15 protein-coding genes are annotated in these 13,425 nt (G+C 59.7%); 11 read left to right on the top strand and 4 right to left on the bottom strand.

All coding sequences use genetic code 11. The features are described 5' to 3' along the window. Positions 1 to 121: 121 nt before the first annotated feature. A complete protein-coding gene (locus tag J7412_RS15620; protein ID WP_209079492.1) occupies positions 122 to 457 on the top strand; it encodes a hypothetical protein in 336 nt (111 codons plus the stop codon). A 108-nt stretch (positions 458 to 565) separates the two neighbouring features. Here the strand turns inward: J7412_RS15620 and J7412_RS15615 are convergent, their stop codons facing one another. Beyond that, positions 566 to 1,060: a hypothetical protein gene (locus tag J7412_RS15615; protein ID WP_209079491.1), complete on the bottom strand. Its 495-nt coding sequence runs from the start codon at positions 1,058 to 1,060 to the stop codon at positions 566 to 568. A gap of 133 nt (positions 1,061 to 1,193) precedes the next feature. Further along, positions 1,194 to 2,336, bottom strand: a complete 1,143-nt coding sequence (locus tag J7412_RS15610) for an aminotransferase class I/II-fold pyridoxal phosphate-dependent enzyme (RefSeq protein ID WP_209079490.1) — start codon at positions 2,334 to 2,336, stop codon at positions 1,194 to 1,196. Between the two features lie 98 nt (positions 2,337 to 2,434). On the opposite strand from J7412_RS15610, the gene J7412_RS15605 reads away from it, so the two are divergent. From J7412_RS15605 to xrtE, 3 genes are all read left to right on the top strand, one after another. Next, entirely contained in the window at positions 2,435 to 2,983 is a 549-nt protein-coding gene (locus tag J7412_RS15605) for a pseudouridine synthase (protein WP_209079489.1), read from the top strand. A gap of 105 nt (positions 2,984 to 3,088) precedes the next feature. Beyond that, positions 3,089 to 3,898 carry a division plane positioning ATPase MipZ gene (locus tag J7412_RS15600; protein WP_209064087.1) on the top strand — a complete coding sequence of 270 codons (810 nt, stop codon included), beginning with the start codon at positions 3,089 to 3,091 and terminating at the stop codon, positions 3,896 to 3,898. Between the two features lie 6 nt (positions 3,899 to 3,904). Continuing rightward, positions 3,905 to 5,497 (top strand): exosortase E/protease, VPEID-CTERM system, encoded by a 1,593-nt coding sequence (xrtE, locus tag J7412_RS15595; protein WP_209079488.1) that lies wholly within the window; start codon positions 3,905 to 3,907, stop codon positions 5,495 to 5,497. 39 nt (positions 5,498 to 5,536) lie between these two features. Here xrtE and J7412_RS15590 read toward each other — a convergent pair whose 3' ends face one another. Further along, complete coding sequence (locus J7412_RS15590) at positions 5,537 to 5,824, bottom strand: VPEID-CTERM sorting domain-containing protein (protein WP_247742937.1); 288 nt, start codon at positions 5,822 to 5,824, stop codon at positions 5,537 to 5,539. A gap of 220 nt (positions 5,825 to 6,044) precedes the next feature. Further along, positions 6,045 to 6,476 (bottom strand): MarR family transcriptional regulator, encoded by a 432-nt coding sequence (locus J7412_RS15585; protein WP_209079487.1) that lies wholly within the window; start codon positions 6,474 to 6,476, stop codon positions 6,045 to 6,047. A 77-nt stretch (positions 6,477 to 6,553) separates the two neighbouring features. On the opposite strand from J7412_RS15585, the gene hmgA reads away from it, so the two are divergent. The 7 genes from hmgA (at position 6,554) to maiA (ending at position 13,423) form a co-directional block, all read left to right on the top strand. Next, positions 6,554 to 7,909, top strand: coding sequence for a homogentisate 1,2-dioxygenase (gene hmgA, locus J7412_RS15580; protein WP_209079486.1), 1,356 nt, complete (start codon positions 6,554 to 6,556; stop codon positions 7,907 to 7,909). 121 nt (positions 7,910 to 8,030) lie between these two features. Next, on the top strand, positions 8,031 to 9,305 hold the full coding sequence (fahA, locus tag J7412_RS15575; RefSeq protein ID WP_209079485.1) for a fumarylacetoacetase: 1,275 nt from the start codon (positions 8,031 to 8,033) through the stop codon (positions 9,303 to 9,305). A 104-nt stretch (positions 9,306 to 9,409) separates the two neighbouring features. Then, positions 9,410 to 9,880 carry a DUF2059 domain-containing protein gene (locus J7412_RS15570; RefSeq protein WP_209079484.1) on the top strand — a complete coding sequence of 157 codons (471 nt, stop codon included), beginning with the start codon at positions 9,410 to 9,412 and terminating at the stop codon, positions 9,878 to 9,880. A 32-nt stretch (positions 9,881 to 9,912) separates the two neighbouring features. Beyond that, positions 9,913 to 10,863: an MBL fold metallo-hydrolase gene (locus J7412_RS15565; RefSeq protein ID WP_209079483.1), complete on the top strand. Its 951-nt coding sequence runs from the start codon at positions 9,913 to 9,915 to the stop codon at positions 10,861 to 10,863. Positions 10,864 to 10,966: 103 nt separating this feature from the next. After that, a complete protein-coding gene (locus tag J7412_RS15560; RefSeq protein ID WP_209079482.1) occupies positions 10,967 to 12,577 on the top strand; it encodes an FAD-dependent oxidoreductase in 1,611 nt (536 codons plus the stop codon). Between the two features lie 4 nt (positions 12,578 to 12,581). Next, positions 12,582 to 12,788 (top strand): DUF2783 domain-containing protein, encoded by a 207-nt coding sequence (locus J7412_RS15555; protein ID WP_209079481.1) that lies wholly within the window; start codon positions 12,582 to 12,584, stop codon positions 12,786 to 12,788. Then, on the top strand, positions 12,785 to 13,423 hold the full coding sequence (gene maiA, locus J7412_RS15550; protein WP_209079480.1) for a maleylacetoacetate isomerase: 639 nt from the start codon (positions 12,785 to 12,787) through the stop codon (positions 13,421 to 13,423). The genes J7412_RS15555 and maiA overlap by 4 nt, the downstream gene beginning before the upstream one ends. The last annotated feature ends 2 nt before the right edge of the window (positions 13,424 to 13,425 follow it).

The following is a 13,425-nucleotide window of genomic DNA, read 5'->3' as shown; positions in this document are numbered from 1 at the left end:
ATATTCATGTGTCTTTTATATACGTGTCTAAGTTTCTCACAAATAACTTAGACATATGTTCATTAGACACTTCGGAATTTCGATTATTTTGGCAAGCACCCTAGCTGGATGCAGCGGCACTATGCAGGGCATAATACGCGGTGAAGGAACCCCCGTTGAATTCAACTATGAACAAGGTGTTGATACAGACCACTACACTGCAGTTGTAGATGGTGAGAAATTCAGCGGAAAAGCTGTAAACGCAAGTTCAAGCTCAGGCTACGCATGGGATTTTGACGCCAATTCACCAACTTATTTTGAAACCTCCAGCGGCAGTTTTGTAGCGACGCTGTTCGGTGACCAAGGATCCACAATGCGGTGCCAAATGAACTATGCCGACAATTCTGGTTTCACCGCCTTGGGTGGCGTTGGCGTGTGCCAGCATAGCGACGGCAAAGTCATAGATGTAATGTGGTAAGAGACAAAAAATGGCTCAGCGCTATAAAGCTCTGAGCTCCTCGACCCACACTCTACATTTGCCTCTTTGCTCAGCGTTTCTGCACGGGATCACAAGTGCTCGCTAAACTCAGTCCCGTTCTTTGGTTTTCTCCAGAAACTCCTGAAACCGCTGCTGCACATAGGGCGGCTCGCCAAAACTGCGAAACTCCCCGTCAAAGGAGTTATAGGCCCAGCGCGCAACCAACAGCTGATGCTCCACGATATAGAGGTTCTGCTCGTCGTCGATCACCCGCGTGCGCCAGGAGCCCTGCACCCGCGTTGGCACCCGCACCCGCTTTCGGGCTGGCGGTTTCATCCCCTTGATGACAATCTGGTTGGCTTCGTCCCACTTGCGCCGCAACAGGGTGACCAGCTCTTCCGCATGGCGCTTGCGCCGCCCGGCAAAGATCACATCGACCTCAACATCATTCTGCATCAGCCCTTTGATGATGATGTCATGGCGGGTGTTCTTGCCAAACTTCGGAATCAAATCAATCGCCAGCTCGGTGCTGGGCTTTTTGAACAACCCTCTGTCTTCATATGCCGGCGTGATGTCCGCCGGGTTGCTGATGCGCTTTTTCACTTTGGTCTTCCGCCGCTGTCTTCAGGGTATACCCCACCTGTTCGCCGACATTAGCCCTGAGGATTGGTTAATAAATCATTAGCCAGCAAGCGAAGGCCCGGGCTCCTCTCCCCCAAAAGCGCACAAGGCAGGCTTATTGCCCCAAAGCCTGCCCCAGATCACCGATCAGATCCTCAGCACTCTCCACACCAACCGAAATCCGCAGAAGGGTCTCTGGAATACCGGTGTGGGACTCAATTGTATGGCGATGCTCCACAAGGCTCTCCACCCCGCCAAGCGAGGTCGCGCGATGAAACAGCTTCAGCTTTCCGGCCACCGCCAGCGCGGTCTCTTTGTCTCCCTTCACAAGGAAAGACATCAGAAATCCTGCCCCGCCCGGCATCTGCTTTTGCGCCAGCTCATATTGCGGGTGGCTTTCCAACCCCGGAAACAGCACAGCCTCCACCTTGGGGTGATCCTCCAGAAACCGCGCCACTTTCATCGCGTTCTCCACCATGCGTTCCACCCGCACCGAAAGCGTCCGCATCCCGCGCAGCAAGAGCCAGGCCTCAAACGGCCCCATCACCGCCCCGGCACTGGCGCGGTCATTGGCGATCTCTTCCCAAACCGGCGTCACTGCCTTTGAGACCAGAACTCCGCCCAGCACATCAGAGTGGCCGTTGATCACCTTCGTGGTCGAATGCATCACAATATCCGCACCCAGCGTCAGAGGTTTGGACAAAAGCGGTGAGGCCGCCGTGCTGTCCACCGCCAAAAGCGCGCCGCAGCTGTCCGCCGCCTGCTTTGCGGCGGCAATATCCACAACCTTGAGCCAGGGGTTTGAGGGCGTCTCGATCCAGACCAGATGCGCAGGCGCTGCTGCGCAGGCCGCCTGTAAGGCCGCGCTATCGCTTGCGTCCACCTCCGTGATGGCCACTTGACGGCGCGCGCAGAATTCGCGGATCCACTTGGTGGTGCCCCAATAGATGCCCGATTGCACAACAACCCGCCCGCCGGTCGGCACCGTGCGAAACAGCGCCGCAATCGCCGCCATGCCGGAGGGGAACAACAAAGCCTCTGCCCCGCCCTCAAGCTGCGCCAGCACCGCCTCGGCCTGACGCACCACATCATTGTGAGGGCGGCTGTAAAGGTTGTTCTCGTTCAGCAGGTTATAATTCTCATCCCGCGCATAGGTCGTGGCAGGCTGAATGGGCGGCACAACGCCTCCGCTCTGCATGTCAAGCGCGCCACCGGCCTGTGCGAGCACCGTCTCCGGCTGCATATCTTTGAAATCCATGATCTTTCTCCCAGCACTTTGGTCAGCTGTCTTGCGCCGCAAAAAAGCGCAGGCAAAGCGAACTTGCAACCCCAACACAGCCCCGTGTAGGAGAGGCCATGGCCCGCGTGATCCTGTTTAACAAACCGTATGATGTGCTCTCTCAGTTCACCGACAAGGGAACCGAGGGCAGCCCCCGCCGCACTCTGTCTGATTTTATTGACGTGCCCAAGGTCTACCCTGCCGGACGGCTGGATCGTGACAGCGAAGGCCTCATGGTGCTCACCGATGACGGCAAGCTTCAGGCCAAGATCAGCAATCCGCGCCACAAGATGGCCAAGACCTATTGGGTGCAGGTCGAGGGCGAACCCGATGAGGCCGCATTGGCCGCGTTGCGCAAAGGGGTGGAGCTCAAGGACGGCCTCACCCGTCCCGCACAGGCGCAACGCATTGAGGAACCAACGGATCTCTGGCCCCGCACCCCGCCAGTGCGCTTTCGCAAATCGGTGCCAGACTGCTGGATCGCGCTCACCATCCGCGAGGGCCGCAACCGTCAGGTGCGCCGCATGACCGCCGCCGTGGGCCACCCCACCCTGCGCCTGATCCGGGCGCAGATCGGGGATTGGTCGCTCAATGGGCTGGAAACCGGAAAATGGCGGGAAATCTAGCAATTCAACGCACTTTTCCTGTGGAAAATCACAACATATAGTAGACACTAACAAGGCCGCACCGTAAGAGCCGCGGCACTGAAACTTCGAGCAGGGACAAGCGGAATGGCACATATCATCGTTGTCGGAAACGAAAAGGGCGGCGCGGGCAAATCCACCCTGTCGATGCACATCGCAACCGCTCTGTCGCGCATGGGCCATAAGGTCGGCGCGCTGGATCTGGACCTGCGCCAAAAGAGCTTTGGCAGCTATGTCGCCAACCGCCAGCGCTTCTCGGAGAAAGCCGGTCTCGAGCTGCCCGGTCCCACCTATCGCGACCTGCCGGAAATTGATCCGGACACCCTGCAACCTGGCGAAAACATCTACGATCAGCGCCTCTCTGCGGCCGTGGCCATGCTGGAGCCTGACAACGATTTTATCCTGATCGACTGTCCTGGCTCGCACACCCGCCTCAGCCAGGTGGCCCACTCGCTCGCCGACACACTGGTTACCCCGCTCAACGACAGCTTTGTGGATTTTGACCTGCTGGCCAAAGTGAATGAGGATGGCGAGAAAATCCTCGGCCCTTCGGTCTATTCCGAAATGGTCTGGAACGCCCGCCAGCTGCGCGCGCAGGCTGGCCTGAAACCCATCGACTGGATTGTCATGCGCAACCGCATGGGCGCCCAGCAGATGGTCAACAAAGAAAAGATGGGCAAGGCGCTGGACCGTCTGGCCAAGCGCATCGGCTTCCGCGTCGCACCTGGCTTCAACGAGCGTGTGGTGTTCCGGGAGCTGTTCCCGCGTGGCCTGACCCTGCTCGATTTGCGCGACATCGGGGTGAAGCAACTCAACATCTCAAACGTCGCCGCCCGTCAGGAACTGCGGGACCTGATCAAGGCGCTGAACTTGCCCGGCGTCACCATCGACTTCTAAATCTACATGACCGGCCCGGATATCGCAGACAACACCGGGCCGTCGCGCCCATCCCGGCTGATGACCATCGCCGCCCTCGCGGTGGCGGAACTTTTCCTGGTCATTCTCGCCTATCAGGTCTTCGCCTCCATCGAGTGCCGCCTGACCGAGATCGAAAGCGCCTGCCGCGCTCTGCGCTCCATGACCGCCCGCGGCCTGTCGATCATCACGGTCATGGCGCTCTATTTCTGGCTCAGGCCAACCGCCTATCGCGCCTTGGCTGGTGCGGCGCGCACAACACCCGGCCGGTCCTCCTGGCTTTGGGCGCATCTTGCAGGCCTTATCTTGATATTTGCGCCGCTGCCGTTGTTTGGCGCCGCCGAAATCAGCCGCGCCTTTACCCCCACATTGCTGTTTTTGAGCCTCGGCAGCCTGCTCACCATCCTTGGTGCAGTCTTCTGGGTCACGCCCCTTCACAGCTGGCGCAGCTGGATCCGGGGTGACAGCTACCTTCTGCCCCTCGCGCTGCTGCTCGGCTTTCTGGTCCCTGACCTCGCCAATCTGATCCGCCCCGCGTGGGAATGGTCCTCCCTCAGCAGCCTCACCTTCTTTCTGGTCTTTCTCAGCCTGATTGCCTTCGGCTTTGAAGTCAGCGTCGACCCGCCCACCTATGTGATCGGCATCGAGGATTTCTTTGTGCAGATCGCCAGCCAGTGCTCGGGCGTCGAAGGCATTGCGCTGATCACAATCTTCATGGGGTTCTATGCGCTCCTGATGCGCCCGGACCTACGCCAGCGCCGCTTCTGGCTGATCCTCTATCCGCTCGCCGTACTGACCAGCTGGCTGTTTAACATCCTGCGGATTGCGGTTCTCATCATCATCGGCGCACGGGTGTCCCCGGAGCACGCGCTCAACGGGTTTCATTCCTACGCCGGCTGGCTGATGTTCACCGCTCTGGCTCTCTGCGTGGTGATCGTCGCGCACCGCGCCCGTTGGTTGCACCGCACACCGCGCCAGCAGATCTCACGCAGCGCCATGCGCAGCGATACATTGGCCGCGCGCATTGTGCCCTTCATCGTGATGATGCTCTCAGGCGTGATAGCCTCCGCCTTCTGGCCAAACCCCTCTGACGGCTACCCTCTGCGCGCGCTGCTCATGGGCGCGGTGCTGCTTTACTTTTGGCCCGCCCTGCGAAACTGGCGTGCCCTGCCCTCAGGCGCTTCCATCACCACCGGTCTGGCGATTGGCCTCCTCTGGGTGCTCACCGCCGCCCCTGCGCCCGCATCAGAAGGATCAGCCCCCGGTGTCTTCTGGATCGGCCTGCGCCTTCTGGGCACCATCCTTCTGGTGCCGGTGATCGAAGAGCTGTTCTTTCGCGGCTATGTGTTGCGCCGCCTCAGGCAAGACGGGTTGCTCTGGGAGATCCTCGCCATCGCGGTCTCCAGCCTGTTCTTTGGCCTGCTGCATGATCGCTTTATTGCGGGTGTTCTTGCGGGTATTGCCTTCGGCGCGCTTTATCTGCACCGCAACCGGCTGACCGATCCCATCGCCGCGCATATCATTGCCAATGCGGTGATAGCAGCAGCGGCCCTTTTAACCGGAAAATGGGCGCTCATTTGAGCGCCCATCATCCCCAGTCTGCACCACAATCTGGAAGGCTTAGCCTTCTTTATGACGATTGCGACGGCGCAGCTCCCATGCCAGTGCCAAGGTTGCCATAACGGCGGCAACCGCCAATAGTCCGGCTCCAGCATCAATTTCCGGCACTGCGTTGGTGGTCCCACCGGTGTGGCCTGTGCCACCACCGTGGCCACCCCAGTTCCAATTCCAGTTCCACCACCACCAGCCACGCCAGCCAGAGTGGCTTTGCGCAATAGCTGCCGGAGCGCTCGCGGCCATCACACCTGCAGCCAAAGCCGCAGTTTTTAGTCCGTGAAAAAGTCCCATTCCAACCTCGAGCGTCATCCATCGTGCCTGAAAAATCTGCCATAGCGCCCCAAGTCGTTTCAAGAAATTTACGTCAAATTAACCATAAATAACTGCCACTTGCGGAGCGACTGTTTGCATTGTGAAAACAATGCGCGAAGCGCGAACCAACTGTCGCGGCTTTCGCCGCAATGCGCGCGACAATCCGAATCAAATCAGATCCGAATCGTGCCTCTGCGCCCTATTTGGCGAGCTTGCTCAGCAGCTCTTTGAGCTGGGTCACCTCCCTTGCACTCAGCTTGCTTTGCAGCGCCGCCTCATATTTTGCGGCCACATCGCGCAGATCCTCATAGGCTTTGCGCCCCGCCGGTGTCAGCTCCAGCCATTCCACGCGGCGGTCCTCTTCGCTGCGCGCCCGCCGCACAAAGCGCCGCTCCGAAAGCCGCTGGACCGCGCGGCTCACTTTGGTTTTGTGGATCTTGGCACGCCCGCCAATCTCTGTGGCCGTCATCTGCCCGAAGATCCCAAGGTGAAACAGCACCCGCCATTCGCTGCGCAACATGCCATAGCGGTCTTTGTAGACCTTCTGAAAACCAAGGCTGCTTTCCTCCGCCGCCTGATTGAGCAGATAGGGCAAAAAACTCTGCAAATCGAAGGGGTCTTTTTCTGACATATTGCGCGCTCCTTTGGCTTGTTAGTTACAAAACCAACTTTTACTTTTGCAACAAATATTGTCACAGGAGCGTTGAGATGACCAAACACACGGTCCCGACCCGCATGCAAAAAGCCCCTTCGCTGACCGGCCCGCACGAAGGCTACATGCCCGGCTTTGGCAACGACTTTGAAACCGAGGCTCTGCCGGGCGCGCTGCCTCAAGGCATGAACAGCCCGCAGAAATGCAACTATGGCCTTTATGGCGAACAGCTCTCCGGCACAGCCTTCACCGCTGAAACGGTTGAGCGCACATGGTGCTACCGCATCCGCCCCTCTGTGAAACACAGTCATCGCTACACAAAGATTGATGTGCCTTACTGGCAATCTGCCCCCAATGTGGATCCCGATGTCCTCTCATTGGGCCAATACCGTTGGGATCCAGTGCCCCACACCGACGCATCGCTGACATGGATCACCGGCATGCGCACCATGACCACTGCCGGGGATGTGAACACCCAGGTCGGCATGGCCAGCCACATCTATCTGGTGAACACCTCAATGGAGGATGACTATTTCTTCTCGGCCGATTCAGAGCTGCTGGTGGTGCCTCAGGAAGGCGTGCTGCGGTTCTCAACCGAACTCGGCATCATTGATCTGGAGCCCAAAGAAATCGCCATCCTTCCCCGCGGCCTGCTTTATCGCGTCGAAGTGCTCGAAGGCCCCGCGCGCGGTTTTGTCTGCGAAAACTACGGCCAGAAATTCGAACTGCCCGGGCGCGGCCCCATTGGCGCCAACTGCATGGCCAACCCGCGCGACTTCAAGGCCCCTGTGGCGGCGTTTGAAGACCGCGACGCGCCCTCCACCGTGACCGTCAAATGGTGCGGCCAGTTTCACCGCACAGAGATCGGCCACAGCCCGCTGGATGTCGTCGCATGGCACGGCAACTACGCGCCGGTGAAATACGACCTGCGCACATACTGTCCGGTTGGCGCGATTCTGTTTGACCACCCCGATCCCTCGATTTTCACCGTGCTCACCGCCCCCTCCGGCGTGCCCGGCACCGCCAATATCGACTTTGTGCTCTTCCGCGAACGCTGGATGGTGGCCGAAGACACCTTCCGCCCGCCCTGGTATCACAAGAACATCATGTCTGAGCTGATGGGCAATATTTACGGCCAATATGACGCCAAGCCTCAAGGCTTCATCCCCGGCGGCATGAGCCTGCACAATATGATGATCCCCCACGGCCCGGACAAAAACGCCTTTGAAGGCGCCTCCAACGCCGACCTGAAAGCCGAAAAACTCGACAACACCATGTCCTTCATGTTTGAGACCCGCTTCCCGCAGCACCTCACCGCCTTTGCCGGACAGGAGGCCCCGCTGCAGGACGACTACATCGATTGCTGGTCCGACATTGAAAAGAAGTTTGACGGCACCCCCGGCAAGAAATGAGGCCCCAATAATAAACCAGGGTAAGGGGGCCAGCCCCCTCACTTGCCAAAGGCAAGCCCACCCCCGGGATATTTTGTGAATGAGAAACCCCAGCCGGCGTGCTGAAACAAAAGGAACCGCAATGCCTTTGCTGAGATCATGGGTGGAGAGCGCCAACACTCCAGACGGCCCATTTCCGCTGAACAATCTGCCTTACGGGGTGTTTTCCGTTGATGACGGCGATCTGCGCTGCGGCACCGCCATTGGCGATCGGATCATTGACCTCACCGGGCTTGAGGCCGCAGGCACCTTGCGCGCCGACCCGGATGCCGATGTGCTGGACGCGCCCTACTGGAACGACTTTATGGAGCTTGGGGCCGAGGCCTGGGCCCGCTACCGCGCGGCCCTTCAGGCGCTGCTGGCAGAAAGCGCGGATGAGGCCACGCAGGATGCTCTGACCTTCTATTCCGTACCGCTCTCTGCCGCAACGCTGCACATGCCGTTCAAAGTGTCGGAATACACCGATTTCTACGCCGGCAGGCACCACGCGCAGAACGTGGGCACTATGTTCCGGGGCCCTGAGAACGCCCTGCCACCCAACTGGCTGCACATCCCGATCGGCTACAACGGGCGCGCCTCCTCGGTTGTGGTCTCCGGCACCGACATCCGCCGCCCCTGGGGCCAGCTCAAGTCGCCAGAGCATGACACCCCCGCCTTCCTGCCCTCCCGTCGCTTTGACATCGAGCTTGAGATGGGCGCCATTGTCGGTCAGCCCTCCAAACGGCCCGTGACCGTGCAGGAAGCGGACGACATGATCTTTGGCTATGTGCTGCTCAACGACTGGTCCGCGCGCGACATTCAGGCCTGGGAATATCAGCCGCTTGGCCCGTTTCAGGCCAAGGCCACCGCCACCTCGATCTCCCCCTGGATCGTCACCAAAGCCGCGCTTGATCCTTTCCGCACCGACACGCCCGCGCGTGACTTTGAGCTGCTTGACCACCTCAAAGACGCGGGCCCCATGCTTTATGACATTGATCTCAGCATCAGCATGGCACCGGAAGGCCAGGCACCCAGCACCATTGCGCGCACCAACTATGACCAGATGTATTACTCCGCCGCCCAGCAGCTTGCCCATCACACCACCTCCGGCTGCCCTATGAATGTGGGCGATCTGCTTGGCTCCGGCACGATTTCAGGCCCCACAAAGCCTGAGCGCGGCAGCCTTCTGGAACTCAGCTGGGGCGGCAAAGAGCCCCTGACGCTTGAGAGCGGTGAGACCCGCACCTTCATCGAGGATGGCGACACGCTGACCCTGCAGGGCGCGGCGCGGGGCGACGGCTACACCATCGGCTTTGGCGAGTGCACCGGCACTATTTTGGCTGCGTTGGACAATCCTTTTGAAGGGCCGAAGTTTTAGCACCGCGCCAAAACAACAACCATAAAGTGCATACTTGCTGAAAAAGATGCAGAAATATAGGCACATACGACTTCGTGCACAGCAATATCTAAAAGGACTTCTTCTTGAAAAAATTCATTGCGACAATCGCTTTTTGCCTTCCTATCAACTTTGCACAGGCACAATTCGCAGAGGAACTCGCACAAACCTATATGAACATGCCAGAGGTTCAACAAATGATCTCCAACATGTACTCCACAGAAAACTATTTGGGGCAGATGCTGCGTGCCATGCCGCAAGAATCTAGGATTTCCGAAGATCAATTTCGAGAAATTAGCGCGATGATGGCCGAGGAGATGGCGGCGCTGCGTCCAAAGATCGAAACCCTTATGACGGCAACTTTAGCTAAGTATTTCTCGACAGAGGAACTTGAGGCTTTGATCTCGATCTATGACACTGAACACGGTGCAGTTATCATGGGCAGAATGCCTCTAATTATGCAGACAGTCATGGTCGACATGAGCAATGACTTCTCTGCCATGCAGCAGCGTGTTGTGCCCCAAATGGCCAAGATACTCTTAGATCAAGGCAATTGAAACCGACCGTTGTTGAAAGTGGAGCAGACCCAATGAGCAAAGCCTTCGCCTCTCAAGGCGACACGCAGGAAAAAACCATCTCCTTCACCGAGGTCGGCGACGGGCTTTATGCCTTCACGGCCGAAGGGGATCCCAACTCCGGTGTGATCATTGGCGATGACAGCGTGATGATTGTCGAGGCACAGGCCACGCCCCGTCTGGCGCAAAAGGTGATCGACTGTGTGCGTTCTGTGACTGACAAGCCGATCTCCCATCTGGTGCTGACCCATTACCACGCCGTGCGCGTGCTGGGCGCCTCAGCCTATGGCGCCGATCAGATCATCATGAGCGATGCCGCCCGCGCCATGGTGGTGGAGCGCGGACAGGAAGATTGGGACAGCGAATTTCAGCGTTTCCCGCGTCTGTTTGAAGGTCATGAGAGCATCCGCGGCCTGACCTACCCCACCACCACTTTCCGCGAAAAGATGACGGTCTACCTCGGCAACCGGCGTGTTGATCTCATGCATCTGGGCCGCGCCCATACCGCAGGCGACATCGTCGTGCATGTGCCTGACCAAAACGTCATGTTCACCGGCGACATCGTGGAATACCACTCAGCGTGCTACTGCGGCGACGGGCATTTTGGCGACTGGGGCACCACTCTGGATGCGATCAAAGCCTTTGATCTGGATGCGATTGCCCCGGGCCGCGGCGATGCGCTCATTGGCAAAGACATGGTCAACGCCGCCATCGCAAGCACCCGCGACTTTGTGCAAAGCACCTACCGCCCGGCAGCACAGGTGGCCGCACGCGGCGGCTCATTGAAAGAGGCTTGGGACGCGGTGCGCGCCGCTTGTGATCCGAAATTTGCCGACTACGCGATCTATGAGCACTGCCTGCCGTTCAACGTCGCCCGCGCCTATGACGAGGCCCGCGGCATTGACACCCCGCGCATCTGGACCGCCCAGCGCGATCTGGAGATGTGGGAGGCATTGCAAGCCTGACACCCAAGGGCCGTCCCCCCGCCGGTTTGACCGAAATCATGGCGGGGAGCGGCAGGATTTGGCAGCCTTTTGCGCGGAGCGCGCGCAAACACGGAGGAGCACTATGACCAAGATTTTTGACGTCCCGCTCTACGCCTATCAGCGCAGTCCGGATCAGGACGCCTCGGTGCCGGTGCGCCATCCGGTTCTGATCATCGGCGCAGGCCCTGTGGGTCTCACCACCGCAATTGATCTCGCCCAGCTGGGCGTGCCGGTGGTGGTGCTTGATGACAACGACCGCGTGGTGACCGGTTCCCGCGCGATCTGCTTTGCCAAGCGCCCGCTGGAAATTCTCGACCGTCTGGGCTGCGGGCAACAGATGGTCGACCACGGTGTTGGCTGGTCCAAGGGCAAAGTCTTCTTTGATGACCGCCCGGTCTATGACTTCAACCTTACCGATGAGCCGGGGCACAAGCGCCCTGCTTTCATCAATCTGCAGCAATACACCTTTGAGCGCCTGCTGGTGGAGCAGATCCGAGAGATGCAGAGCGCGGGTGCCCCCATCGAAATTCGCGGCTGTAACAAGGTTGAGGCCGTTGGTCAGCACTATGATCACGTGGCCATTGAACTGGACACCCCCGAAGGCAGCTACACGTTGGAGGCCGATTGGCTGATCGCCTGTGACGGGGCCAATTCCCCCACCCGCCGTATGCTGGGGCTGGATTTTGACGGTCAGGTCTTTGAGGACAACTTCCTCATCGCCGATGTGGTCATGCAGGCCAATTTCCCGACCGAGCGCTGGTTCTGGTTTGATCCGCCGTTCAATCGAGGCCAATCCGCCCTGCTGCACAAACAACCTGAAAACGTCTGGCGGATCGACCTCCAACTGGGCCGGGACATCGACAAGGAGCGTGAGAAACGCCCCGAAAATGTGATCCCGCGCCTCAAGGCCATGCTGGGGGAACATGTGGAATTCACCCTGGATTGGGTCTCGATCTACACCTTCCAATGCTGCCGCATGGAGCAGTTTGTGCATGGCCGGACGATCTTTGCCGGAGATTCTGCACATCAGGTCTCCCCCTTTGGTGCGCGCGGCGCCAACTCGGGCCTGCAGGATGCCGACAACCTGGCTTGGAAACTGCACCTTGTGCTGTCCGGCAAAGCCCCCAACAGCCTGATTGACAGCTACAACACCGAGCGCGCGCAGGCCGCAGATGAGAACATTCTCAACTCCACCCGCTCCACGGAGTTCATCACGCCCAAGTCGGACATGAGCCGCCTGTTGCGGGACGCGGTGCTGGACCTCTCGGCCCACCATGCCTTTGCGCGGCCGCTGGTGAATTCCGGGCGGCTCTCCACGCCCTGCACCTATGACGGCAGCCCCCTGATCAGCGCGGATGCGCTGGCGGCACCGGCGCTCACCCGCCCCGGCAGCCCCTGCCCAGACGCCCCCATCGGCACAGGCCATCTGCTGGACCATCTCGGCAATCAGTTCATCTTGCTGACCATTGATGCAGATGCCCCGGATCATCTGGAGGAATGCGGCGTCACCGCGCTGCGTCTGGCTCTGTCTGTGCGCGATGATCCCTCGCTCACGCTGAAACGCCAGTATCTTGGGGACTGCCCCTCCGGCGTCTACCTGATCCGGCCTGACCAACATGTCGCCGCCCGCCGCGACACCTTTGATGAGCGCCACTTCCGCGCCGCCCTGCGCCGCGCCACCGGTAAGGAGTGATCTGATGTCTGACGCTTTGACACTTGCTGCAAACTTTGAGGACGCCGACGCCTTCTTCGCCGCCCTCACCGAGGCCCACGACGGGCTCACCCGCGCCGAAAGCGACGCGTTAAACGCCCGTCTGATCTTCGTGCTCGCCAATCACATAGGCGATGCGCGTGCATTGACCGACGCCATCGCCGCGGCCAAATCTGCGGGCACGCCTGCGTGAGCACAGTGCTCTATGACTATTGGCGCTCATCCGCCAGCTACCGCGTGCGGATAGCGCTGCATCTCGCGGAGGTCCCGTTTGAGCGCGTCACCGTGGATCTGCTTGCCGGCGCGCACAAAGCGCCGGACCATCTGGCGCGTCACCCTCAGGGCCTTGTGCCAGTGCTGGACATCGACGGGCATCGCCTTACACAATCCCTCGCCATTCTGGACTATCTGAATGACACGCGTGGCATGGGGCTGTTGCCTCAAGATCCGGCCCAAGCCACGCGGGTCCGCGCGCTGGCCCATACGGTGGCGGTGGATGTGCATCCGGTCTGCAACCTTTCGGTGGTGCGCCACGCCGCACGCGCGGCCCCCGACCAGGCGCAGGCCACCAAGGCCTGGATGCAACGCTTTATCCGCCCCGGCCTCGCGGCCTTTGAGGCACAGCTTGCGGCTTTCAGCCAAACGCCCTTTGCCTGCGGAGAGACACTCTCTTTGGCGGACATCTGTCTCATCCCGCAGCTCTACAATGCCGCCCGCTGGGAGGTGGACACGCATGACCTGCCCCGCATCCATACGGTGGCAACAGCCTGCGCCGCGCACCCCGCCTTTGCGGCCGCACATCCCGATCAGCTCAGACCCGCAGGTTAAGC

This window comes from Shimia sp. R9_3 (genome assembly GCF_017743755.1).
Classification (GTDB): domain Bacteria; phylum Pseudomonadota; class Alphaproteobacteria; order Rhodobacterales; family Rhodobacteraceae; genus Shimia.
This window is presented reverse-complemented; position numbering and strand designations above follow the sequence as displayed.